Origin of the sequence: Pseudomonas sp. K5002 (assembly GCF_013386655.1) — a bacterium.
In the GTDB taxonomy this organism is placed as follows: domain Bacteria; phylum Pseudomonadota; class Gammaproteobacteria; order Pseudomonadales; family Pseudomonadaceae; genus Aquipseudomonas.
In genome coordinates this window covers 1-23,892 of the sequence record NZ_JACARK010000146.1, presented here as the reverse complement: position 1 = coordinate 23,892, position 23,892 = coordinate 1, and the positions used below count along the sequence as shown (strand labels likewise).

The 23,892-nt window shown below is 60.0% G+C and carries 19 protein-coding genes and 2 pseudogenes; 5 read left to right on the top strand and 16 right to left on the bottom strand.

The annotated features are described in order from the left end of the window. Positions 1-44: 44 nt before the first annotated feature. From HX846_RS08410 to HX846_RS08385, 6 genes and pseudogenes are all read right to left on the bottom strand, one after another. Entirely contained in the window at positions 45-476 is a 432-nt protein-coding gene (locus tag HX846_RS08410) for a hypothetical protein (protein ID WP_003211555.1), read from the bottom strand. A 135-nt stretch (positions 477-611) separates the two neighbouring features. Next, a pseudogene (locus HX846_RS08405) lies at positions 612-4,247 on the bottom strand (transporter substrate-binding domain-containing protein). 1 nt (position 4,248) lies between these two features. Further along, positions 4,249-4,875 carry a response regulator transcription factor gene (locus HX846_RS08400; RefSeq protein ID WP_003211560.1) on the bottom strand — a complete coding sequence of 209 codons (627 nt, stop codon included), beginning with the start codon at positions 4,873-4,875 and terminating at the stop codon, positions 4,249-4,251. A 293-nt stretch (positions 4,876-5,168) separates the two neighbouring features. Next, positions 5,169-5,885 (bottom strand): MgtC/SapB family protein, encoded by a 717-nt coding sequence (locus tag HX846_RS08395; protein WP_003211562.1) that lies wholly within the window; start codon positions 5,883-5,885, stop codon positions 5,169-5,171. A 583-nt stretch (positions 5,886-6,468) separates the two neighbouring features. Continuing rightward, the gene (locus tag HX846_RS08390) at positions 6,469-7,071 is read right to left on the bottom strand and encodes an N-acetyltransferase (protein ID WP_178965242.1); all 603 of its coding nucleotides are present in this window, start codon (positions 7,069-7,071) and stop codon (positions 6,469-6,471) included. Between the two features lie 12 nt (positions 7,072-7,083). Beyond that, positions 7,084-7,425 carry an FKBP-type peptidyl-prolyl cis-trans isomerase gene (locus tag HX846_RS08385; RefSeq protein WP_003211564.1) on the bottom strand — a complete coding sequence of 114 codons (342 nt, stop codon included), beginning with the start codon at positions 7,423-7,425 and terminating at the stop codon, positions 7,084-7,086. 234 nt (positions 7,426-7,659) lie between these two features. Here HX846_RS08385 and HX846_RS08380 point away from each other — a divergent pair, with 234 nt between their 5' ends. The 3 genes from HX846_RS08380 to HX846_RS08370 all read left to right on the top strand — a co-directional run bounded on the left by HX846_RS08380 (position 7,660) and on the right by HX846_RS08370 (position 11,824). Then, positions 7,660-9,624, top strand: a complete 1,965-nt coding sequence (locus HX846_RS08380) for an FAD-dependent oxidoreductase (RefSeq protein WP_177055156.1) — start codon at positions 7,660-7,662, stop codon at positions 9,622-9,624. A 134-nt stretch (positions 9,625-9,758) separates the two neighbouring features. Further along, positions 9,759-10,646 carry a nitrilase family protein gene (locus tag HX846_RS08375; protein ID WP_178965241.1) on the top strand — a complete coding sequence of 296 codons (888 nt, stop codon included), beginning with the start codon at positions 9,759-9,761 and terminating at the stop codon, positions 10,644-10,646. A 14-nt stretch (positions 10,647-10,660) separates the two neighbouring features. Next, on the top strand, positions 10,661-11,824 hold the full coding sequence (locus HX846_RS08370) for a hypothetical protein (RefSeq protein WP_032899458.1): 1,164 nt from the start codon (positions 10,661-10,663) through the stop codon (positions 11,822-11,824). Between the two features lie 39 nt (positions 11,825-11,863). Here the strand turns inward: HX846_RS08370 and HX846_RS08365 are convergent, their stop codons facing one another. The 10 genes from HX846_RS08365 to HX846_RS08320 all read right to left on the bottom strand — a co-directional run bounded on the left by HX846_RS08365 (position 11,864) and on the right by HX846_RS08320 (position 22,428). Next, entirely contained in the window at positions 11,864-12,484 is a 621-nt protein-coding gene (locus tag HX846_RS08365; RefSeq protein WP_023658938.1) for a hypothetical protein, read from the bottom strand. 232 nt (positions 12,485-12,716) lie between these two features. Then, on the bottom strand, positions 12,717-13,172 hold the full coding sequence (locus HX846_RS08360) for a RidA family protein (protein WP_003211568.1): 456 nt from the start codon (positions 13,170-13,172) through the stop codon (positions 12,717-12,719). After that, entirely contained in the window at positions 13,169-14,053 is an 885-nt protein-coding gene (locus tag HX846_RS08355; RefSeq protein WP_178965240.1) for a PhzF family phenazine biosynthesis protein, read from the bottom strand. Before HX846_RS08355 ends, HX846_RS08360 begins: the two co-directional genes overlap by 4 nt. Continuing rightward, entirely contained in the window at positions 14,050-15,090 is a 1,041-nt protein-coding gene (locus tag HX846_RS08350; protein WP_008435866.1) for an ABC transporter substrate-binding protein, read from the bottom strand. Before HX846_RS08350 ends, HX846_RS08355 begins: the two co-directional genes overlap by 4 nt. A 25-nt stretch (positions 15,091-15,115) precedes the next feature. Further along, the gene (locus tag HX846_RS08345; RefSeq protein WP_008435867.1) at positions 15,116-15,880 is read right to left on the bottom strand and encodes an ABC transporter permease; all 765 of its coding nucleotides are present in this window, start codon (positions 15,878-15,880) and stop codon (positions 15,116-15,118) included. Next, positions 15,877-16,680, bottom strand: a complete 804-nt coding sequence (locus HX846_RS08340) for an ABC transporter ATP-binding protein (protein ID WP_178965239.1) — start codon at positions 16,678-16,680, stop codon at positions 15,877-15,879. Before HX846_RS08340 ends, HX846_RS08345 begins: the two co-directional genes overlap by 4 nt. 18 nt (positions 16,681-16,698) lie before the next feature. Beyond that, complete coding sequence (gene tauA / locus HX846_RS08335; protein WP_003213167.1) at positions 16,699-17,676, bottom strand: taurine ABC transporter substrate-binding protein; 978 nt, start codon at positions 17,674-17,676, stop codon at positions 16,699-16,701. Between the two features lie 246 nt (positions 17,677-17,922). Continuing rightward, positions 17,923-19,506 (bottom strand): glutamate--cysteine ligase, encoded by a 1,584-nt coding sequence (gene gshA / locus HX846_RS08330; protein WP_008435798.1) that lies wholly within the window; start codon positions 19,504-19,506, stop codon positions 17,923-17,925. A gap of 214 nt (positions 19,507-19,720) precedes the next feature. Beyond that, on the bottom strand, positions 19,721-20,104 hold the full coding sequence (locus HX846_RS08325; protein WP_003213170.1) for a PaaI family thioesterase: 384 nt from the start codon (positions 20,102-20,104) through the stop codon (positions 19,721-19,723). Beyond that, the gene (locus HX846_RS08320; RefSeq protein ID WP_003213172.1) at positions 20,104-22,428 is read right to left on the bottom strand and encodes a Tex family protein; all 2,325 of its coding nucleotides are present in this window, start codon (positions 22,426-22,428) and stop codon (positions 20,104-20,106) included. Before HX846_RS08320 ends, HX846_RS08325 begins: the two co-directional genes overlap by 1 nt. 357 nt (positions 22,429-22,785) lie before the next feature. On the opposite strand from HX846_RS08320, the gene ompR reads away from it, so the two are divergent. Further along, complete coding sequence (gene ompR, locus HX846_RS08315) at positions 22,786-23,526, top strand: two-component system response regulator OmpR (RefSeq protein ID WP_003213175.1); 741 nt, start codon at positions 22,786-22,788, stop codon at positions 23,524-23,526. Positions 23,527-23,642: 116 nt separating this feature from the next. Further along, positions 23,643-23,892, top strand: a pseudogene (locus HX846_RS08310) (two-component sensor histidine kinase); the annotation flags it as partial.

Here is a 23,892-nt window from a genome sequence, read left to right as displayed (position 1 = left end):
GGCCATCGGCTGACCAGCCCCAAAGGCATCGCGCCGAACTGGGACTAAGCCGCAGGGCTGCCGGACAACTCTCGCAGCCACGGCAACACCCGCAACCCGTCGGTGGCTGACGGCGGGTCGATGATGTCCATGAAGTGTTCAAGGTTGATGCTGTCCGGCGTACCCGGCAGGCGCACCAGCAGGGTTGGTGCGGCGGCCGGCGTGCCCAGTTCGCGGATATCGTAGACCAGCACATGGCGAATCTGCGGGTGCTGTTCCTGGAAGGCCAGCACCCCGCCGTCGCTGTCTGCCAGCCCGGCGTTGATGATCAGCACATCGAACGGCCTGGCCGGAATCGCCGTGAGGATCCGCACTTCTTCGAACGTCTGCACCGGAACGATGCGGTAGTAGCCCAGTTGGTTGAGCATTTTTTCGATGTACAGTCGTTGCAGATGCTGTTCATCGGCGATCAGGAGGGTCAGTGCTTTGTTTGGCATGGCGAACACCTGAGCAAGAAGCGCTCGTGAAGGACTGGACGCACTATTTTCCAGACATATTCCGAAGACTAAATAAGGCTTGTTCCACCTTCACGTAGGAGTTGTCCCAAACAGCTCAATACCCCTCCGCACCGGTCAAGTCTGATTGCAATACCCCGACAGCGCGTGGTGCAGGTGCGCGAGCGCTTCATCCATGCCATCGACGGCACTGGCCAATTCGTCGCGGGCCTGACGTTCACAAACGCTTTCCAATACCTCGCAGCAAACCATCAGTGCATGGGCCTTGACCATCTTTGCCCCGCCCTTGGTGCGATGGGCCAGGTCATGCAGGCCGGCAAAGTCTGCCTTGCGTTGCAGGTTCACCAGCTGCCCATGGTCTGCCTCAAGGCTGTCGAGCAAGGGCGCCAGCAGCTCCTTCACCGCGTCGATATCCCCGCCGGTCAGTTTCTCAAGGTGGCTCAAGTCAAAGTCTGCCGCCAGTTCATACGTGGTGCCGGGCGCCACCGAAGGTGTGGCCGTGCGCCGCGCCAGGGCCGCATGCAAATCCTCAAGCCCGGTGGGTTTGAACAGGCAGCCATCCATGCCCGCCTGCCGGCAGCGCTCGGCTTCCTCGGGCTAGGCGTTGGCGGTAAACCCCAGCAACAGGCACGGCGCCAGGCCACGCTCGCTCTCCAGGGTGCGGATATCCCGCGCCAACTCATAACCGTCCTTGAACGGCATATTGCAGTCGGTAATCACCCCGTCAAAATGCCCGGACAGCCACAACTCAAGCCCCTCGACGCCATCTTCGGCGGTGGTGATCCGGTGCCCCAGGAAGCTCAATTGCCGGGCCAGCAGCAGCCGGTTGGCCGGGTAGTCATCCACCACCAGAATGTTCAGCGCGTGGGCCGGCGGAGTTTCCACGGCAACCGGTACGGGCGGCATCAGCGTGGTGTCGGCGACTGCCAGCTCCAGGGTGACATCCACCCGAGTGCCCTGCCCCAGCAGGCTGCTCAATTGCAATTGTCCCCCCAGCATCTCGCACAGGTTGCGGCTGATGACCAGGCCCAGGCCCGAACCGCTGCGCGCCGATTGCGCAGTGTTGCTGCCCTGGATAAACGGGTTGAACAGGCGCTTCTGGTCTTCGACACTGATGCCGATGCCGGTGTCTTCCACCCACAGCCTTAGGTTCAAGTAGCCGCTGGCAATCGCCGACGAGCCGGACGCGCCAAGCCGCACCCGGCCGTGAGGGGTGAACTTGATCGCGTTGCTCAAAAGGTTCGACACCACTTGCTTGAAGCGCATCGGGTCCACCAGCACGTACCGATCAATCAGCGGGTCGAGCTCCACCTGCAGTACCAGGCCCCTGGCCCGCGCCAGCCCCTCGAAAACCCGCGCCACCGACGCCAGCAACTCGTGCAGGTTCGAAGGCTCGAGGGTCAGGGACAGGTGGCCCGATTCTATACGCGCGATATCGAGGATATCGCCGATCAATTCCAGCATGCCCCGTGACGCATCAGCGGCCACCTCCAGCGCATCGCGGTCGGCCCGGTTTTGTTCGGCGGCTTTCAGGGCCAGTTCGATCATGCCGATCACGGCGTTCATGGGCGTGCGGATTTCATGGCTCATGGTCGCGAGAAACGTGGTCTTGGCGCGGTTGGCCGCGTCGGCATCCTCCTTGGCCTCCTGCAACTGGCCGAGCAGTTGCTGCCTTTCGCTGACATCCACCCAGCCGGCGATCATGCCCACCACCTGCTCATTACCGTCGCGGTACGGCAGCATCCAGTGGTAGATGGTCAGGACCGCACCGCCCGGCACCTTGAGCACGCGGTCCTGGATCTGTGGCTCGCCCCGCTCCATCAAGCGCAGGTAATCCTGATGAAAAGACTCGGCCTGGGGGCGATTGCCGGTGTCGGTCTCGACCACGGTTTTACCGGTCACGTCCTCCAGCTTGAAACCGAACACATCAAGGTAAGCGCTATTGCACGCCATCAGCCGGCCCAGGCGATCACGCACATAAATCGGATGGGGTGTGCCGTCGATCAGCACGCCCATAAAGCGCATCTGATCACTCAGCGCTCGTTCGGCCTCGACGCGCTTGCGTATCAGCTGACGCAGATAAATCGCCCAGCCGAGGGTGATCAGCAACAGCAGCGCCGCCAGGCTGAAACCTTGAATAATCGCATTGCGGTGCCGCGCCCAGTAGCTGTCTTCAACCAATACCTCGCTACGCCAGTGGCCAGCCAATTCGTCCATTTCCTGGGGCGTAATACTCAGCAGCGCCTTGTCGAGGATCGAATACAACTCCAGTTGGCTGCGGTTGACGCCAAAGGCTATGCGGGCCGGCTCGGACCCGACCGTGCTGGTGATCCGCAACCGGTCACGGTACTCGCGGGCAATCATGTAGCGGGCGCTGATCAAGGTATTGACGGCGGCATCGGCACCGCCATCGGCCACCAGCTCCATGCCGTGCTCGGGGTTCTCGACGTCCACGAACTTGATGCTCGGATAGTCCTGGGCGATGCCCTCCTGCAGGCTATTGCTGCCAATCAGCGCCAGGCGCTTGCCGGCCATGTCTTCCAGGGTAAGGGGGCTGCCGTCATCAATGCGACTGACCAACACAAACGGATTGGTCAGGTAAGGCCGGGTAATGCGTACCTTGTCCGTGCGCTCGACGCTGGGGGTGACCACCGCGATCATGTCTGCACCACCGGTGTTGACCCTGTCGATTTGCCGGAGCATCGAGGTGCCGGGAATGAAGTCAAACTTCAATCCCGTGCGCAAGCTGATGCGGGCCAGCACCTCGGCGCTCAACCCTTCGAACGCGCCCTGCTTGTCGATAAATGAAACCGGCAGGAACTTGTCGAGTACAGCGACCTTGATCCTCGGGTTCTTGTCCAGCCAACGCTGTTCACTGGCACTCAAGCGCAGCCGGTCCGCCCCCAGGAACCCCAGGTTGCCGGCACTCCAGCGCCGCAGGATTTCCATCTGCTCGCTGACCGGGATCACCGCCAGTGCCGCATTGATGATCGACAGCAAGCGCGCGTTGTCCCGGGAAAATGCAAACGCGAAGGGATTGACCTCAAGTGACGAGAAGTCGGCCATGCGGACGTTGTTCAGGTGGTTCCTGTTGATCAGGTAGTTGGTGCTGATTGCATCGCCGAGGTAAACATCTGCATGGCCGAACGCAACCGCGCCGATGGCCTCGAAGGTTGAAGGGAACAGCTGGATCCGGGCATTGGGGTAAAACGCCTGCACCGCGTCAGGCTGCATGTAGTGATAAAACATCGCCACACGTTTATCGGCCAGGTCGCTGCTCAGGCCCTGGCTGTCACCCGTGCGGGTGACCAGGGTCGGTTGATCCATGGCATAGGAGCGCGAGAGTACCAACTGCGGGTCTGCCGCCTCGTAGCCATTGGCAGATCCCACAAAATCCACCTCGCCACGCTTGAGCGCGGTGATGACTTCATCACGATTGTCGTAGCGGCGCACTTCTATCGTGATGTTCAGCGCATCGGCGATCAGCGACGCGTAATCCGCCGTAATCCCCTCGAGTTCATCGCTGGTGCTCAACTCGAATGGTGCGTAGTCGGGCCCAGAGATCCCCATCAACAACCGGCGCCGTTCGCGCAGCCAGCTCCACTGCGTTTCATGCAGCCGTACGGCGGGCGTTTCAATGACGGAATGCCCCAACAGATACAGGGTGCGCGGCTCGCCAAGCGCCAGGCCTTGTGTGCAGAGCGCGCCCAGCAGCACACTTGCGCTGAGCCACAAGACCCGAAAGTTGATCATTTCAGATCAGATGATTGCGCTGGGCGAACTTGGACAAATGCACCACCGACGACATCCGCAGCTTCTCCTTCAGTCGGGTTTTATAAGTGCTGATGGTCTTGTGGCTGAGCAACATGTCCTCGGCAATTTCCTTGTTACCCAACCCCAGCGCCAGCTTCTGCAGTACGGTCAGCTCGCGGTCGGAAAGCTCTGCCACCAGGTCCTGCTCGGTGGATTGCAAATCGTCGCGGCGCACCGAGCTGGTGGGCAGGCTCGGAAAGCAGCTGTAGTTGGACATCACGGCCTTGATCGCTTTTTGCAGCTCATCCAGCTCGCCGGTCTTGGCGACAAACCCCATCGCGCCTGCACGCATGCAGCGGGTGGAAAAAAACACCGCCAGGTAGGACGTCAGCACCAGGATCTTGCACGGCAGGCCCAGCGCCTTGATCCGGCTGATCACCTCCAGGCCACCCAGCTTCGGCATCGCCAGGTCGAGGATGATCAGTTCGGGGCGTTCCTCCCGGGCAATCTGCATGGCATCGGCGCCGTTGCCGGCCTCGAAGATCGTGTCGAAGCCTTCCTGCTTCAGCAGATAGCGGACGGTTGCGCGGATAAATGGATGGTCATCCACGATTAAAGCTTTGCTCATAAGGCTCCCCTGGGAGGATTCAGTACCGTTACACATCACACGGGACCTATCTACCTGTGAGAAATGACAGTTCCGACGAACGGAACTGAACAGTCCTACAAGCAGCAGTCGGGTCCCTCCATTTGAACAGCGCATAACCCTAGGTAGGCGGCACCTGCGTGCCTGGCTAGTCGCAAGCGCGCAACCTTACCAATGGAACGGCGTAACAACTGAAGGGATAGTCCCAGCTGAATGTAGGACTTTTCCTCACCACAAGCATAGTAAAGAGCCGGTCCCGGGGGCGCCAAGGCGGCCTAGTCGGTGGTACTCGGACTCCAGAACGCTTGCACCACGAGGGCTGAAGTGGAAATACGCGCCACCAGCGCATCCAGTTCGTCACCGTCTACCGAGGTCACGGCCAGCGTCGCCTCGATTTCCACCTCTTCAGGACCAAAGGGACGTACGTCCACATCACTGGCCGGGTAGTTGCAGCGAGCAAGTTCGGCTTCGAGCAAGGCCAATACCGCCTTCTGCTGGGTACGCCGGGCCACCACATACAGAATGTTGGTCACCTCGGCCGACACCACGTCCAGTGGCTGGCGGTTGATGTTATTGACGATCGGGCGCAGCAGCGTGTTGGCCGCCAGCACAAACAGCGTACCGAGCAGCGCTTCGAGGATCAGGTCGGCACCGGCACAGGCACCCACCGCCGCCGACGCCCAGAGCGTGGCCGCAGTATTCAGGCCGCGCACGTTGCCTTCTTCACGCATGATCACACCGGCACCGAGAAAACCGATGCCCGAGACCACATAGGCCACGACCCGCACCGCCCCTTCGGCGCCTCCCAGGCGGTTGGCCATGTCGACGAAAATCGCCGCTCCCACCGCCACCAGCACGTTGGTGCGCAGCCCCGCCGTGCGCTGGCGGTACTGACGCTCAAACCCGATCAGGCCACCGAGAATGAAGGCCGCGGTGAGGCTGACCAGCGTGTCGATCAGCGAGTTGAGGTTGATGTTGTTGATTGCTTGCATAGGCGTCTTCCCTATTCATGACCAGCCAAACTTACGCGAGGAAACCTTCGGCCAGGTACGACCATCCTGGGCCGTGATTGAGTCACGGGCACGACAGGACAGGCCCGCCCGTCGCAAACGACAGGCGCGTCCGCAGTACCGCGATGCAAGGCATCACGTACTGTTAAGCGTCGATGAGAGGGGAATTCGGAATCGGGCCAGGACTGGCCACCATCGAAATGCCGCTTCTCGCTTCTGGGCGAGACAACGGCATCGGAAAAATGCGCGTTATCTTGCCAAGTATGTGCCGGTTATCGAGACCGGCCGACGACTGTCACTCGAACAAGTACCCACTGAGGGTCTCCGCTATTGATGAAAACGCGCGAAGCTTACGCTCCGAATTAATGAGAGTAAACCGTAGGAAAATTTACCCGATGGGTTTGGGCAGGTTCTTCAGGGAGGGTTCAGGTACGCACCACTGCGCAGCTCTCCCCCCCCGTAGCAGCTGTCGAGCCCAAGCGAGGCTGCGTCGGCCACACTGCGATCATCAAGCCAGACACTCCACCGAGTCGCCGAACGCAGCCTCTCCCAGGCTCGACAGCTGCTACGCAGAAGACGGTCGATCACGCTCCACCAGCGCCAAATACTCATTGATCGCCCCACCCGCCAACGCCTTCACCTGAATGGAAACCCGATTCACCTGCCGCCCCATCTCGATGCCATCCCGAGTCCGCACCTGAACATACCCAAGCCGGGGCCAGAACCGCTCAGCCTTGACGTTCCCCACCACCAGCGTCAGCCGCAACCAGCGTGCGCCCAGGCTCACTACCCAATCCTGGAAATCGGCATGCAACTGCCGCGCAAACCCGGTGCCATGCAACGGCGTGGCCACCAACAGCAACCCGATATGCCAAACCCCGACCGCCAACAGATCCGACGCCACATTCACCACCGCAACCAACTGCCCTTCGGCATTGCGGTAGCCAATCCAATACATCCGCGTGTAGCTCCAGGTACCAGGCAGTTGAAGAGTCAACTCATCTCGCGCCTCCGTGGGTGAGGCTGGCTCACCGTTGACCGCGAGAAAATATTCCGGGGCTGCTTCGAAAAAGCGCTGCAACTCGGCTTCATCCTCAAGGGTCAGCTCAACCACCCGAATGCCCGCTATCGAACTGCGCGGCAACTCCCCTGCTTCAACAACATCCATGTTCACCGCCCCTCAATCATCCCGCGTCAGTACTTCCAGCAACTCAATCTCAAACCGCAAATTACTGTTGGGCGTGATATGCGCCCCCATCGAGCGCTCGCCGTAGGCCAGGTGCGCCGGCACGAACAACGTGCGAATGCCGCCAACTTTCATGCCCATCAGCCCCTGGTCCCAGCCCTTGATGACGCGACCGGTGCCGATCACGCACTGAAACGGCTTGCCGCGTTCCCATGAGGAGTCGAACACCGTGCCGTCTTCCAGAGTGCCGGTGTATTGCGTGGTGATCAGGGCGCCTTTGACCACGGTTTTGCCGTCGCCGAGGCGGATGTCGGTGATTTCCAGTTCGGTGCTCATTTTTTCTCGTTTTGTGTAATGCGCGGATCGCGCCAAATGGGCGTTTTCCCAGAGTCAAACGCATTTGGCAAGCCCACATACCTCGTTTTCTCCAATAGCCTGCCAGTTCGAATGCACCAACCTACAAAAAATCACGAAAACGTACTTAAAAAAAATACAAACCACCTATTTATCTTCTTCGATACAACGAGCAGCCTAACTATCCAGAAACATAGAACATCAAGGATGACTTGTATGACCATAGGATCAGACTTCAATTACCCGGCTGATATTGCTGCCCGCGCTTCCAGAGAAAAGAGATCTACCAGAAATAAATGGCGGGGCCGTTTTCCTGGCCCACCAGACTTATGCTTCGATTATCGAGCCTTAGTGGAGCAAAAAGGCGGAATTGCAAAGGCGCCTCATTTGGACCACAAAATATGTATCATCGGGGCAGGCATCACAGGCCTTACTGCAGCAAGAGAACTGTATCGCTGCGGCTTTAAAGACATATCCCTGATCGAGAAATCCAAAAGAATCGGAGGCAGACACCTTACCGTTCTTGGTGGACAGCGCTCCAACAATACAGGACGACCGCCCTTTGAAATGGGCGCGATGCGTATGCCTTTTTTTAATCGATCTGATGAAAACCCCACTGAAGGCCGATCCATGATGGCCTATTACACCAAAGCGTTTGATCTTGTTCATTCAAACTTCCCAAATCCGGGAAGCCCGTGGGTCACATCAACCGGGATCTACTTACGCGAAGGGAGTATAGATAATAGTAGTCAGCCCACCATGCTGATCTGGAAAAACAAAGATGGTATAACGCCTCCACCTGGCGAGACCCTGAGTGCAGTGTCTGCAAAATGGCGAAACTTTGCGAACCGTATGACTCAGAAAGTTGCGGAATTATACGGAAGCGAGCAATGGGAATTATTTTGGACCAGGGTAGTTGAAAAGTACGAAAGTATCTCGTTTAGGGATTTAGTGAAAATGCCGGTTATTGAGTCTTGGCACAAGGAACGCCCCGGTGACTTCGGTGGCATGGGCATGACGACGCAAGAGTCGGCTGTGTTCTATGCAATTGGAATAGGCGATGGCAGTTGGGGAGCATTTTATGACATTTGCTCGCTTTATCCCCTGCGGACTGCGATTTTTGGTTTCAGCAGTCACCTCCAGCTAATTCATGGCCGGGTCAAACTGGATGGCGAGGCAGTCGACTCGCCGCACCTGAGAAGTCCGGCCGTTTTTGACTCTCGGGGACTAGAGTTTAATAAGCCCAGCTACAAAGGTCTCGGGGCCTTGGCAGAATGTCTGCTCTTTATGAGTACTCCTGAAATAAGCGACTCCGTGTATGACCTCAGCCTCAAGAAGACGGATGGATTACTGACTGACTCTCCAGTAAAAAAACTGGAAAAGCTGAGAAATGGGAAAACGCGCGTTTATTATCATTGGAATGCTAGTAACCCCAAAAAAACTGAAGTCTGCCATGCCGACTTCGACTCGGTCATCATCACGCTCCCCTCCTGGATAATCGAAACACAAATACTGCTTGAGGGTTTCGATGAAGAGATGCTCCCTTACGACACGATAAATGCCTATAAAACTGCTCACTGGGAAACCAGCTGCAAAGTGTACGCCCCGTTAAAAAAAACCTTCCTGTCCAAAAACACGAAGATCCCGCAAGCCATCGTTACCGACAGTTTCATACATGACGTATATACCTATCGCTATAACGAGCATCACACCTATGACTGCATACTCTTGAGCTACACCTGGGAAGATGACGCAACAAAGTTATCTTCACTAAGTGACAAAGAGTTAATAACCAAGTGCATAGAAGAGCTGGATAGAATCCTGGTTAAATCCACTAACATCCAAGAAAAAATTTCTCCATACATCGGCCACGAGCAGGCCATCGTGCAACGCTGGATGAATGACCAAAACTCATTGGGATGCGCAAAATTGTACAGACCAGGGACCTACTATGAGGCTGTCAGCTTAATGAAATACAATAAGGACTACTCATTCAAGTCTGGACTTTACCTCTGCGGCGAATCTTTTTCAGTAGATGCCGGATGGACAGAGCCTTGTTTCAGGGGCGCAATAGATACCGTCATAAATATCTGCAATAGAACTGGCGCCCTCTTCAATGGAGGATTCTCAATGCAAGACTATCCAGAATACAAAACAGAGTATTCACCCCCAGCAAAATAAACACACCATGCAAAAGCCTTGGCAGAAGCAAACTACATTGCTATCGGACGCGTCCGACTTTCATTTAAACATCAGGTCGCCTCTTATAAACATCCAGCCACTTCTGGCTGAATAAAAATAAGAGGTCACCCGCAATGAACGATCCAACAAGTCCTGTTCGCATAGCTGTCGTACAGTTTGATCCCCAGGTCGGAATGGAAAACCGGGAGCGCAACCTGCGTCATAGCCTTGAGCTGGCGACGGAAGCAGTGAGCGGCGGTGCCAATCTGATCGTGCTGCCAGAGCTCTCTAACTGTGGCTATTTCTTCTCCAGCCGTCAGGACGCGTTTGATCATGCCGAGGCCATTCCGGGTGGGCCAAGTGTGCAGGCCTGGACAGATTTTGCCTGTAAACATCAGGTGTACCTGGTGGCAGGCCTCAGCGAAATTTCCGCTATGCAGCTGTTCAATACGGCTGTATTGCTGGGGCCGGATGGCTTTATTGGCAAGTACCGCAAGGCCCATCTGTGGAACCTGGAGAAGCTCTGGTTCACTCCCGGCGATACAGGATTCCCCGTTTTCGAAACACCCATAGGCCGTATTGGCCTGTTGATCTGCTGGGACATTTGGTTTCCCGAGGTGCCACGCATCCTCAGCCAGCAAGGCGCCGATATTATTTGCAGCCTCAACAACTGGGTGTGGACCCCGCCGCCGTTGTTCGACGACGCGGGGAAGTGCATGGCGTCGTATCTCACGATGACCGCCGCCCACGTCAATAACGTGTTTATCGCTGCCGCCAGTCGTATCGGCGAGGAGCGCGATGCGCGTTACCTGGGATGTTCGCTGATTGCCGGTACCAATGGATGGCCCATCGGTACGGTGGCGTCGGCGAATCGGCAGGAGATCCTTTTCGCCGATGTCGATCTCACCAGTGCCCGCAGCGCGCCTATCTGGAACAGTCTTAACGACTTGCAGCGGGACCGGCGTGCTGATCTTTACGACCAGATGCTCGGGTACACCCAGCACCCTGCCCTGCCACGCTGATCGGAGGGTGCATCATGGAAAGCCTCTTTGAAAAGCCGCGTGCAGGGCGCTCCCGGGCCGATAACACCGTCATAGTTCTGGGTCTTGCCATTGCTTTGCTGATCCTATGGATAGCCCTTATTTACCCTTGGCCGGGATATGCCGATATGGTGACCAGCCTTCCACATCCCAGTGCGTGGCTGCGCTGGGTGTTGGGGGATATCAGCGAGGTCGCGTTCTACAAACACGAACTGGCGTCACTGGGCCTGCTGGGCGGTGCGTATCTGGCGTGGTGGGCCAGCCGCACGGGCAAGTCCTGGCAGGGCTTTGCTATCTCGTACGGCACAGGGCTGTGGCCGTGGCTGATAACCAGCTCCTTACTCGGCTTGCTGCTAAGCAACGCGTTATGGGGCTGGACGGTGACCGCTGACACTTGGCAACCGACGTTTGCAGCGTTTGTTTCACTGCCGGCGGCAATGGTGCTGATGTTCGGAGGTGGCTGGAAAGTGACGCTCAACGGCGCCGTACTGGGAGGTTTACTGGTCACGCCGATGTGTTTGTTGATCGTTAATTACGTCTGCATACCGCTGGGCTTGCCGGTGGTGATCGGAAATGTGCTTGGGATGGCGGTTGGCAGTGTGATTGCCTTTGTATTGTGCCGTCACGTGCCGGTCCTGGTACGAAGCGATTACACAGCGCCGCAAAGGCCCGCCCCGCTGAAGCCACCGACTTATGGTGTGGTGTGGAGCGTGCGGAGGGTATTGGCTGACTTTTCCGAAGCGCCGTTCTTCGGCAATGAGCTGGCCAGCCTTGGCTTGCTGGCGGGTGTGTTACTGGCTTACGCGCTGAACCCGATGAGCCCGGCCTATGGATCCGGCCTGATACTGCACCTGATCGGCGCGCAAGCGCTGACATCAGCGCTGGGCGTGGTGATCTGGCGACATCAGTGGATAAAACGAGGCTGGTATCCCACGTATGTCCCGCTGGTATCGGTAGTCCCGGCAGCCGTATTGACCCATGGCGGCAGCTGGATGGTGATGGGGTCCAGTGCGTTGCTCGGCGCGCTGATGGCGCCGCCACTGGCCTGCGCGATTGCAGGACGGTTACCACCGCACTTTCATCCTTATATCGGCAACGTAATCTCAATGGCGCTAAGCACGTTGGCGGTAGTGCCATTGGTGGGATGGTTAGCCGTTTAGCTCCGCTCTCCTACGCCGGGCAAAGGACTGCCCGAGCACTTAAAGCCAATGCCAGAACCGGCTCCAGAACCCACGCCCCAGATCATTCTTGCAGCCCGCATATTGCGCCGCATACATCTGCGAACGCGCCTGAACCTTGCCTGCCACCGGCATCAGCCAGGCTTTGCTCGCGTAGGTACGCTGCCGGTAACCGCCCCAGCCTTCGTGGTAATTCAGGTACTGGCCGTAGGCATCGTATTTGTATACGCCGTTGATGGTGTAGGTCTTGTCCATGTACCAGCCGACAAAGTCGATGGCGTCGTCAAAGTCCTGCCGGCTGGCGCCGTAGCGTCCGGTGCTTTTCTGGTAGTCGCTCCACACTTCGTCCTTGGCCTGGGCGTAGCCGGAGGCCGTAGACACACGACCCCAGGGGATGATCCACAGCAGGTACTTGCGTGGGGTCTTGGCGTCCTGCCGGAAGCCCGATTCCTGATACATGATCGCGAACGGCACCTGGATCGGCACGCCCCAGCGCGCCTGGGTCACCTTGGCGGCGTCGTACCAATCGTCTTTTTCGCGGAAGATGCCGCAGATGTCGTTGGGGGTGCGGGGTGGCGAGGTGCCGCATCCCGCCAATAAGGCGGTGAGCAGCAACAGCCCTGCGGTTTTTCCTGCGTTCAAAAGCTCACCGTCTCGTCGTGAGAATAAAAGGCGGGCAGTTTACTCGTTCGCCGGGGTTCCTGCAGAGGTGAAAGCAACACGAATCCTGTGGCGAGGGAGCTTGCTCCCGCTGGAGCGCGAAGCGCTCCCGGACCGGTTCACGCGGTATGCCTGAGGCACTGTGATCATCGGTTTTGGGGCGGCTGCGCAGCCCAGCGGGAGCAAGCTCCCTCGCCACATTTTGGTGGGTGGTTCAGGCAGTGACGACCGCCGTCAGTTCCAGTTCCAGCAGGCCGTTGCTGGGTAATCCCGCCACGCCCACCGCCGAACGCGCATGCCGGCCGTGCTCGCCAAACAGCTCAATCAACAGTTGCGAGGCGCCGTCGACAACCTTGGAGAAGCCCTGGAAACCTTCCCCGCCAAACACAAACCCGCGAACGAACAGGATGCGCTCGACGTTCTCCAGCCCTACCGCCTGGTCCAGCACGCTCAAGGCCCGCAGCACACAGGTCCGCCCTGCTTCGTTGACCAACTCCGTAGAGGTCTGGTCCGTCACTGGCCCGGTAATCACGCTGTCACCCTGCCGACAAACCTGCCCGCTGACATACGCCACGCCTCCATGAATCGTCACCGGCACGTAGTCCCCCTTGGGGCTCGGCGCTTCGGGTAACTCCAGCCCGAGGGCTTGCAGTTTTTCGCGCACGCTCATGCCGGTTCCTCGACAAATTCCACATGCCCACCCAGCCAGCAACCTTGCACCTGCCCCGCTGCATCCCGGCGAAACCGCAGGGAGATTTGCGAAGGTCGGCCCATGGCCCGGCCCTGGCGGATGTGCACCGGGCGATCATCTGCCGTCACCAGGCCATTCTCCAACAAGCCAAACACCAACGCGGCAGCCGCGATGCCGGTGGCGGCGTCTTCCGGGTAACCCGAGGACTTGGGAAACTGCCGCGCATCAAACTGTCGCCCGTCCAGATCCGATGGCGCATAGGGGTACAAACCGGTGGAGCCGATGCGCTCGCACAGTTGCTGCATCCGCCGGTAATCCGGTTTCAGGCTATCCAGTACCGCCACGCTTTTCAGCGCGATCAGGGTTTTCACCCGGCTGGTGCAAGCGTTCTGGATCGGCAGCGGTGCCAGTTCGTTGGAAGTGATGCCGAGCACCGACAGAATCTCGGCCTCGACTTCGGCATCGTTCAACGCCTCGACCTGGCCCTTGGGCTGGCTGATTTCCACCTGGATATCCGGGGTGCCCGCAGCGGTGATCCGCGCATCCACCGGACCGCTCAGGGTCGATAACGTCAGGCGGTCCTTGTGCAGCCTGCCCAACCGATCCAGCAGCCACACCGCTCCCACGGTGGCGTGGCCGCACATTTCCATCTCGTGGTTGGGCACCCAGAAGCGCAAGGTAAAATCGAACTCGCTGCCAACCGGTGCGGCGAACACGAAGCCGCACTCATGGCCATAGTCGCGGGCGACTTGCTGCATGTCGGCATCGCTCATGCCATCGGCGACGGCCACGGTTGGCGCGGGGTTGCCGCCACGGGCGGTGGCGGGAAAAACATTGACCAGGTGAACCTCGGGCGTCATTTCGCCTCTCCCTGAAGGGTGGAAACAGTCGGCGCCACGGCGTCGACGATGGAGTTGGTGTAGACCTGCTGCGGGTCGAGTTCGACCGGGTCGCTCTCCACAGCGTTCATGAAGCGGATGTTTTTCTCAACGCCGTCTTTCTCGATGCGCGGCGTGGCCGGGTAGGACGGCAGCGAAGCGGTCCAGGCAGCATTGAAAATGGCGGCGTCGGTGTTGGCGAAATACGGGCGCACCGACTCGCGGGCCTTGTCCGGGTCGCTGGCAATCAGGTGTTCGGCACGCCACAGGGCGCGGACCATTTTTTCGGCCGTGACCTTGTTGCTGGCCAGCCAGTCTTCACGGGCAATCATCGCAGTGAAGAGGAAGCCGTCCAGGGGTTTGTATTCGCCCTTCGCCAGGTCCATCAACACAAAGCCGCCTTGCTTCTCGGCGGTGGTGATGGTGGGTGGCGACAGCGAGAAGCCGTTGATGCTGCCCTGGGAAAACGCCGCGAGCATGTTTGGCGCGCCCCCGATGGGCATGATGGTGAAGTCTTTGTCCGGGTTGAGCCCCGCATCCTTGGCCAGGTAGCGCACCAGCATGTCGGTGGTGCTGCCAGGGCCAGTGACGCCGATCTTCAAGCCCTTGAGGGCCTGGGCACGGGCGGCCAGGGATGAGGTGGCCGACACGCCGGCCTTTTGCGCCGAGGCACCGTCGATCACCACGGTGCTGCCGAACTGGGTCTGCACGGCGGCGAATGCCTGGACATTCTGGCCTTTGGTGCGGGCGCGCACCGCGACGGCGGGCAGGCCGACGTACGCATCCGCATCACGCCCCAGCACGGCGGTGAGTGCTGCCGAGCCGCCTTTCTGGAATACGATGACGTCCACATTCAGGCCTTCATCGGCGAAGTAGCCTTGCTTCTGCGCGACGTAGATCGGCACATAGAGGAAGCCTTCGCTGGGGAACGCCAGGGTGACTTTGGTCAGGTCCCGGGCCTGCGCGGCGGGCAGGCAGGAAGCGAGTAAAACGCTGGCGATGAACAGTGGTTTGAACATGATCAAGCTCCACAAAAATAAGGGGTTAAACCGCAACTTCACGTTCCGCTTCGTTGGCCTTCCACGGCATCAACTTGCGTTCGGCCAGCTTCACCGCCGTGTTCAGGATCAGCGCGAGGGCGATGATCCCCACCAGTGCGGCAAATACACCGGCGGTATCGAACTGCGAGGCTGCATCCGAGAGCAGGTAGCCCAGGCCCCGGTTGGCGGCGATGATCTCGCCCACCAGCGCGCCGATCAGCGCATAGGGCACCGACAGGCGCAGGCCGGTGAATACCCAGGTGAAAGCGGACGGGATGACCACCATGGTCAACAGGTCGCGCTCCTTGGCGCCCATCAGGCGCAGGATGGTCAGTTGCTCGCGGGACACGTTGCGCACGCCGCTGTAGGTGTTGAGGAACACCAGGAAGAACACCACGGCCGCGGTCAGGATGACTTTCATCGGCAAGCCGATGCCGAACCAGAGGATGAACAGCGGCGCCAGCGCGACTTTCGGCAAGCTGTAGAAGGCGGTCAGGAACGGGTCGAGAATATCCGCCAGCAGCTTGGCGCGGCCCAGCACCAAACCGGCGATCAAGCCTGCGAGGGAGCCGAAGAAGAAGCCCAGCACGGCTTCCAGGGTGGTGATGCCGGCGTGATAGAAGAACACCCCGTTCATGAGGATTTTCCACAGGCTTTGCGCCACCGCCGAAGGCCGGCTGATGAAAAATTCCACGCCGAACCAGCGGGACACACACTCCCAGAACACCAGCAGGAAAATCAGGAACAGCAAGCGATAGACCTGGATCATACGACCTCCAGCGAGTGAGCCAATGAGGCGGGATCGGCAGCACCGGCGACGTCGGGCGCCAGGCGTTTCCAGAGGGCGGCGCAGAGTTCCACGTAGCGTGGGTCAGAGCGCAATTGCACCAGGTTGCGTTCACCGCCCAGGGGAATATCGAGCACATGGTCGATGGTGCCCGGGCGACCGGCGAACACCACGCAGCGGTCCGCCAGCGCGATGGCTTCATCGACATCGTGGGTGACGAACAGCACGGTCTTGTTGAGCTTGCGGCACAGGCGCAAGAGTTCGGTCTGCAGGGTCAGGCGCATCTGCGCATCAAGGGCGCCGAAGGGTTCGTCCATCAGCAGTACGCGGGGGTCGGCAGCCAATGCACGGGCCAGGCCGACACGTTGCTTCTGGCCACCGGAGAGTTGCCAGATACGACGGCTGTCGAAACCGGCGAGGTCCACCAGGGCGAGCATTTCCCGGGCGCGGATTTCCCGCTGGTCCTTGGGCACGCCTGCCAACTCCAGGCCGAAGCCGACGTTGGCCAGCACGTCCTGCCAGGGCAGCAGGGCGTCGTCCTGGAACACCACGCCGCGTTCGGCGCTCGGTCCTTTTACCGGCACACCGTCAAGGGTGATGCGCCCGGCGCTGGGTTCGACAAAGCCGGCAATCAGGTTCAACAGCGAAGTCTTGCCACTGCCGGAAGGGCCGAGGGCCACCAGCAATTGCTGGGGCCCAAGGCTCAGGGAAATATCTGCCAGTACTGGCTCCGGGCTGCCTGGGTACTGTGCGCTGATGCGCTCCAGTTGTAGCAAGGCCATCGCGGTTAACTCCTGGTATCAGTTAGTGATGAACTTCGGGCTGACGTACGGGGCGTAGTCCGGCAGTACGGCGTCGACCTTGCCTTGTTCCTTGAGGAACGCGGCGGTATCGGTGACAGCCTTGGTGGTCGGTGCGCCGAGCAGGGTGACCTGGTCAGCCGCCAGCGGGTAGACGTTGCCTTGCAGCAGCAGCGGAATGTCGCTGGCCTTGGCCCCGGAGAGCTTCACCAGTTTGTCGACGTTGCCTTTGTCAGCCAGCCAGGCTTGTGGGTCTTTGCGGTAAGCGGCGTAGGCATCCAGGGTGACCTTGGCAAAAGCCGTGACGATTTCCGGGTGCTTCTCGGCGAAATCCTTACGCACGATCCAGGCATCGAAGGTCGGCGCGCCGAACTTGGCCAGTTCGCCGGAGGTGATCAGCACCTTGCCGTTTTCCTTGGCTACGCCAAGCGCTGGGTCCCACACGTAGGTGGCGTCGATATCACCACGTTTCCAGGCGGCGATGATGGCCGGCGGGGCGAGGTTGAGGATGGTCACTTTGGACGGGTCGATGTTCCAGTGCTTCAACGCGGCCAGCAGGCTGTAGTGGCCGGTGGAAACGAACGGCACGGCGACTTTCTTGCCGATCAGGTCCTGCGGGCTGTTGATCCCGGAACCGTTGCGGGCCACCAGGGCCTCGGCCCCGCCGATCTGGGTGGCGATCAGGAAGGTTTCCACCGGAACCTTGCGGGTCACGGCAGCGGTCAGCGGGCTGGAACCGAGGTAGCCGATCTGCACGTCACCGGAAGCGATGGCGGCGATGATGTCGGCACCGTTGTCGAATTTGCGCCAGTCGATCTTGGCGTTGGTGGCTTTTTCGTACGCGCCGTCGGCCTGGGCGACTTTCGCCGGGTCAACGGTGGTCTGGTAAGCGATGGTCACGTCGGCGGCCTGGGCAAACAGGCTGGCACCGGCCAGGGACAACGCCGCCAAGAGGCGAAGGGGGAAGTGCAGTTTCAAGGGGGAAGTCCTCATCAGGCGGCCGGAGGTCGGCGTGTGAGAAGACTAAATGATCTAAGAATCCGAAAATAAATAACATTTTCGAATTAGCTTATGAGGAGAAACTCGCGCGCCAGGCTAGAAGGCGCGTAGGTCAAATGTGGGAGCGGGCTTGCTCGCGAAAGCGGTGAATCAGTCACCGAATACATCGACTGATACAACGCTTTCGCGAGCAAGCCCGCTCCCACAGGGGTCTGTGTCAGGCTTTTAGTTGCTGATGGCGAGGATGCTCGCCTGGTACGACCCGACAAACACGTCAAAATCGCCCACTTCGTTCTGCTCAAGCTCCGCCTGCTGCGCCAGCGAACTGCGCGCCAGCTCCTCAAAACGTGCCTGTTCCTCTGCCTTCAACGGCTCGCTGCGGAAGTACTCCGCATGCACCTGGCTCTGATGCAGCGAGAACTGCGCAAAGCTCTCTTTACGCTCGCTCATCGCCGCGAGCACCTGGGCCGACGGGGTCAGGGACGAATCCTTGACCTTCGCCAGCTGCGCGTCCAGCGCCTGGCTGTGTTCATTGATGCCCTGGCTCTGGTCCAGCATCGCCGCCAGCGGAGCAATCTGCTCCAGCAGCTCTGCCGCCCATTCCTTCATGTCCACCGATTCGCCACGGCGCTGCAATTGCAGACCCGGACGGCGGCCTTCCTTGACCACGCTGAGGAAGTTGGAGGTGGCGTTGCCGCACTCATTGTCGGCGAACAGCGGGCTGTCATTCAGCGCGCAATACAGCAGGAACGCATCGAGGAAGCGCGACTCTTGCAAGTCGATGCCCATCGGCAGGAACGGGTTGATGTCCAGGCAACGCACTTCGATGTACTGGATGCCACGGGCCATCAGCGCCTGGATCGGCCGTTCGCCGGTGTAGGTCACGCGCTTGGGCCGGATGTTGGAGTAGTACTCGTTTTCGATCTGCAGGATGTTGGTGTTGAGCTGAACCCACTCACCGTCCTTATGGGTACCGACTTCGACGTACGGTGCGTAGGGCGTTGCCACAGCTTCGCGCAGGCTGTCGGTGTAGCTCGCCAGGTCGTTGTAGCACGGCGTCAGGCCGGCCTGGGCGTTGCTCTGGTAACCCAGGTCGCTCATGCGCAGGCTGGTGGCGTACGGCAGGTACAGGGTGTCGGCGTCCAGCACTTCGAGCTGGTGCGAACGACCGCGCAGGAAACCCGCGTCCAGGGCCGGCGAGGCGCCGAACAGGTACATCAGCAGCCAGCTGTAGCGGCGGAAGTTACGGATCAGCGCGATATAGGCCGTGGACTGGTAATCCCGGTCGGTGCCCACGAAGCCTTCGGCTTCCTTGAGCAACGGCCAGAGGTCTTCCGGCAGGGAAAAGTTGTAGTGGATCCCGGCGATGCACTGCATGGTCTTGCCGTACCGCAGGGCCAGGCCCTTGCGATACACGTACTTGAGCTGTCCGATGTTGGAGGTGCCGTAGTAGGCAATCGGAATATCTTCCTCGGCCGGCAACGGGCACGGCATCGATGGACTCCACAGGTACTCGCTGCCGAGCTTGCTGTAGGCAAAACGGTGGATCTTGTCGAGGCTGCTCAGGGTATCGGCCGGGTTGGGCAACGCCGGCGTGATGAATTCAAGCAGCGACTCGGAATAGTCGGTGGTGATCTGTTCGTGGGTCAGTGCAGCGCCCAGGGCCTCGGGATGCGGCGTTTGTGCCAGTCGGCCTTCACCGGTGACGCGCAGGCATTCGCGCTCGATGCCGTGCAGGCATTGCTCGAGCAAAGAGAGGTGTTCGTGCTTGCCGAGCAGGGCCAGGCGGCGGTTGAGAAGTTCGCTCAAGTTGGATTCCTTCACGCGTCAGTCGCCCCAATATGGGGGTGGTCAGGACGGTCTACAAGGGTGAAGTGGAAACTGGCGTTATCGCCTGGTTTTTGAGCCGGATTGACCCACTCTGAAAGAGCCGCCCTCGTCCCTGAATCTGGCCATCGCGCACGAGGAAAAGTTCGGCGCAACTTTCGAAGCGCCGAAATTAACTCAAATCGATGACGGGGAGCTATAGGACAGCGAAGGTGCCTTGTGCTTTTGCGACCAGTTTTTCGTCCTGGTACACGTCCGCCTCGACCACCAGCGTGCGCCGGCCCGGGTGAATCACCCGGGCGGTGCACAGCACATCACCGTCGGAAACGGCGCGGATGTAGTTGATCTTGCATTCGATGGTCGCGCTCTGCTGGTCGAAACCATGGGAGCTGGAACACGCCAGCCCCATGGCAATGTCCACCAGGCTGAAGATCGCCCCGCCATGGAGCTTGCCAGCGCGGTTGCGCAACTGCGGTTCCAGGGTCAAGGCCACCTCGGCAACACCGGTTTCCAGGCGCTGCAGGCGGCAGCCAATGAGTTCGCTGAAAGCGCTGTGGGTCAAGCCGGCTGGCAGTTCCATTAACGTTTCTTCAGTTGTTTGGCGTTGGCGAACAGCGAAGCCATGGCGTTGTTGGCCGGGGCTGGCGCAGCGGTTTCCTTGCGGGGGGCGGCGCCTTGGGACTGGCGTGGCGCGGAGCCCGGGCGTGCGCCGCGGGCACCGTCGATTTTCTCGCCCGGGGTGTCGCTCATGCGCATCGACAGGCCGACGCGTTTGCGCGGGATGTCGACTTCCATGACCTTGACCTTGACCACATCACCGGCTTTCACCGCTTCACGCGGGTCCTTGATGAACTTCTCCGAAAGCGCAGAGATGTGCACCAAACCGTCCTGATGCACGCCGATATCCACAAACGCGCCGAAGTTGGTCACGTTGGTCACCACGCCTTCGAGGATCATCCCCAGTTGCAGGTCCTTGAGGTCTTCGACGCCTTCCTGGAATTCGGCGGTCTTGAACTCGGGACGCGGGTCGCGGCCAGGTTTTTCCAGCTCTTGCAGGATGTCGGTGATGGTCGGCACGCCGAAGGTTTCGTCGGTGTACTTCTTCGGGTCCAGGCGCTTGAGGAACGCGGCGTCGCCGATCAGCGAGCGGATGTCGCGGTCGGTTTCGGCGGCGATGCGTTGTACCAGCGGGTAGGCTTCCGGGTGGACAGCCGAGGAATCCAGCGGGTTGTCACCGTTCATGACGCGCAGGAAGCCGGCGGCTTGCTCGAAGGTTTTTTCGCCAAGGCGTGCGACTTTTTTCAGCGCTGCACGGGTCTTGAACGCACCGTTTTCGTCGCGGTGGGTCACGATGTTCTGCGCCAGGGTGGCGTTGAGGCCGGAGATGCGGGCCAGCAGCGCAACCGAAGCGGTGTTTACGTCCACGCCCACGGCGTTCACGCAGTCTTCAACCACGGCGTCCAGGCCGCGAGCCAGTTTCAGCTGCGACACGTCGTGCTGGTACTGGCCGACGCCGATGGATTTCGGATCGATCTTCACCAGCTCGGCCAGTGGGTCCTGCAGGCGGCGAGCGATGGACACTGCGCCACGGATCGACACGTCGAGGTCCGGGAATTCCTTGGAAGCCAGTTCAGACGCGGAGTACACCGAAGCGCCGGCCTCGGAGACCATCACCTTGGTCATCTGCATGCCTGGGTATTTTTTGATCAGCTCGGCGGCCAGCTTGTCGGTTTCACGGCTGGCGGTGCCGTTGCCGATGGCAATCAGGTCCACCGAGTGCTTGGCGCACAGGGCGGCCAGGATGGCGATGGTCTGGTCCCACTTGTTGTGCGGCACGTGGGGGTAAACCGTGGCGTGATCCAGCAGCTTGCCGGTGGCGTCGACCACGGCAACCTTGCAGCCGGTGCGCAGGCCCGGGTCGAGGCCCAGGGTCGCGCGTGGGCCGGCGGGTGCGGCCAGCAGCAGGTCGTGCAGGTTGTGGGCGAATACGCTGATGGCTTCGGTTTCGGCGCCGTCGCGCAACTCGCCCAGCAGGTCGGTTTCGAGGTGGGTGTAGAGCTTGACCTTCCAGGTCCAGCGCACGACCTCACTGAGCCACTTGTCCGCAGGACGATTCTGATTCTGGATGCCGAACTGTTGACCGATCATGCCTTCGCACGGGTGCATGGTGCCTGGCAGCTCGTCGCCGACTTTCAGCGCGGAGCTCAGGATGCCTTCGTTGCGGCCGCGGAAAATCGCCAGTGCACGGTGGGACGGCATGCTTTTCAGCGGCTCGTCGTGTTCGAAGTAATCGCGGAACTTGGCGCCTTCCTCTTCCTTGCCGGCGATCACGCGGGCACTGAGGGTGGCTTCCTGCTTCAGGTAGTTGCGCAGTTTTTCCAGCAGGTTGGCGTCTTCGGCGAAGCGCTCCATGAGGATGTACTTGGCGCCTTCGAGGGCGGCCTTGACGTCGGCCACGCCTTTTTCGGCATCGACAAAGCGTGCAGCTTCGGCTTCCGGGGCCAGGGACGGGTCGTTGAACAGACCATCGGCCAGCTCGCCGAGGCCGGCTTCCAGGGCGATCTGGCCCTTGGTGCGGCGCTTCTGCTTGTACGGCAGGTACAAGTCTTCGAGGCGGGTCTTGGTGTCGGCGAGCTTGATGTCGCGTTCCAGCTGCGGGGTCAGCTTGCCTTGCTCTTCGATGCTGGCGAGGATGCTGATACGCCGTTCGTCGAGTTCTCGCAGGTAGCGCAGGCGCTCTTCCAGATGCCGCAACTGGATATCATCGAGGCTGCCGGTGACTTCTTTACGGTAACGGGCGATGAAGGGCACTGTGGAGCCTTCATCCAGTAGAGCGACGGCCGCTTCGACCTGTTGTGGGCGTACGCCGAGTTCCTCGGCGATGCGGCTGTTGATGCTGTCCATAAAACCACCTGAAATTCTGAAAGCAGGCTCGCAGGCCCGGAAAACAAGGCTCGCGAGGCTGGTTGAGCGGCCCGTCTGGCGCCGCTGCCTGGGTCAAGAGGCAGCCTATTGACCCTCGAAATCGAAAAAATCACTACAAGCGGGTGAAAAAAATCCCCTGGCAGTAAACGGTAACGAACTGACGTTGCCCTGCACAAAGGCGCCGCATTATAACCAGCGTTCTGCCCTTGGGGGGATTGCCGCCAAGGTTGTAGGGCGCGGGTTCGCTGGCGGTAGAGGAAAAATCTGCTAACAATGCACACGGTGCGTATAACGGCAGCTACGCCATAATGCGCGCCGAGATAAGAGGAGCATCTAATGAGCAGCACTGCACAAACTGCTGAAGGCGAAAAAATTCTCATCGTTGATGACGATCCGGGGCTGAGCAGCCTGCTGGAGCGTTTCTTCAACTCCAAGGGCTACCGTGCCCGCGCGGTGCCAAACACCGAACAGATGGACCGCCTGTTGGGACGTGAAGTCTTCAACCTGGTGGTGCTGGACCTGATGCTGCCCGGCGAAGACGGCCTGACCGCCTGCAAACGCCTGCGCGGCGCCAACAATCAGATCCCGATCATCATGCTGACCGCCAAGGGCGATGAGCTGAGCCGCATCAAGGGCCTGGAACTGGGCGCCGACGATTACCTGGCCAAGCCGTTCAACCCGGACGAGCTGATGGCACGGGTCAAGGCCGTACTGCGTCGCCAGGCCGCCCCGGTACCGGGCGCTCCAGGCAGCGAAGACGAAAGCGTGACCTTCGGCGACTACGAGTTGTCGCTGGCCACCCGTGAGCTCAAGCGTGGCGATGAAGTGCACATGCTGACCACCGGCGAATTCGCCGTGCTCAAGGCACTGGTGATGAACGCTCGCCAGCCGCTGACCCGCGACAAGCTGATGAACCTGGCCCGTGGCCGTGAGTGGGACGCCCTCGAGCGCTCCATCGACGTACAGATCTCCCGTCTGCGCCGGATGATCGAGCCCGATCCATCCAAGCCGCGTTATATCCAGACGGTGTGGGGTGTGGGTTACGTGTTTGTGCCGGATGGCACTGCAACCAAGTGACCGATGATTTGCAGAGGCGGGCGTGCCGGTGATGACTCGATAAGAGTCAGCCGGTTGCCCGGCGTTTGCAATTCTGCGAGCTTGGCTCGCTCCTGCAAGGTGTCCAGCTGTCTTTTATGAAAACCCCGTTGTGGTTCCCGCAGAGTTTCTTCTCACGCACCCTTTGGCTGGTGCTCATCGTCGTACTGTTTTCCAAGGCCCTGACACTGGTTTATCTGTTGATGAACGAAGACGTGCTGGTGGACCGGCAGTACAGCCACGGTGTCGCGCTGACCTTGCGCGCCTACTGGGCCGCAGACCCCGAGAACCGCGAGAAGATCGCCAAGGCCGCTACCCTGGTCCGGGTCGCGGGCGCGGGCGTGCCCG

Coding starts and splice junctions, on each gene's coding strand:
- HX846_RS08410 (WP_003211555.1), bottom strand. CDS start 476: ATGCCAAACAAAGCACTGACCCTCCTGATCGCCGATGAACAGCATCTG.
- HX846_RS08400 (WP_003211560.1), bottom strand. CDS start 4,875: ATGAGCAAAGCTTTAATCGTGGATGACCATCCATTTATCCGCGCAACC.
- HX846_RS08395 (WP_003211562.1), bottom strand. CDS start 5,885: ATGCAAGCAATCAACAACATCAACCTCAACTCGCTGATCGACACGCTG.
- HX846_RS08390 (WP_178965242.1), bottom strand. CDS start 7,071: ATGGATGTTGTTGAAGCAGGGGAGTTGCCGCGCAGTTCGATAGCGGGC.
- HX846_RS08385 (WP_003211564.1), bottom strand. CDS start 7,425: ATGAGCACCGAACTGGAAATCACCGACATCCGCCTCGGCGACGGCAAA.
- HX846_RS08380 (WP_177055156.1), top strand. CDS start 7,660: ATGACCATAGGATCAGACTTCAATTACCCGGCTGATATTGCTGCCCGC.
- HX846_RS08375 (WP_178965241.1), top strand. CDS start 9,759: ATGAACGATCCAACAAGTCCTGTTCGCATAGCTGTCGTACAGTTTGAT.
- HX846_RS08370 (WP_032899458.1), top strand. CDS start 10,661: ATGGAAAGCCTCTTTGAAAAGCCGCGTGCAGGGCGCTCCCGGGCCGAT.
- HX846_RS08360 (WP_003211568.1), bottom strand. CDS start 13,172: ATGAGCGTGCGCGAAAAACTGCAAGCCCTCGGGCTGGAGTTACCCGAA.
- HX846_RS08355 (WP_178965240.1), bottom strand. CDS start 14,053: ATGACGCCCGAGGTTCACCTGGTCAATGTTTTTCCCGCCACCGCCCGT.
- HX846_RS08350 (WP_008435866.1), bottom strand. CDS start 15,090: ATGTTCAAACCACTGTTCATCGCCAGCGTTTTACTCGCTTCCTGCCTG.
- HX846_RS08345 (WP_008435867.1), bottom strand. CDS start 15,880: ATGATCCAGGTCTATCGCTTGCTGTTCCTGATTTTCCTGCTGGTGTTC.
- HX846_RS08340 (WP_178965239.1), bottom strand. CDS start 16,680: ATGGCCTTGCTACAACTGGAGCGCATCAGCGCACAGTACCCAGGCAGC.
- HX846_RS08325 (WP_003213170.1), bottom strand. CDS start 20,104: ATGGAACTGCCAGCCGGCTTGACCCACAGCGCTTTCAGCGAACTCATT.
- HX846_RS08320 (WP_003213172.1), bottom strand. CDS start 22,428: ATGGACAGCATCAACAGCCGCATCGCCGAGGAACTCGGCGTACGCCCA.
- ompR (WP_003213175.1), top strand. CDS start 22,786: ATGAGCAGCACTGCACAAACTGCTGAAGGCGAAAAAATTCTCATCGTT.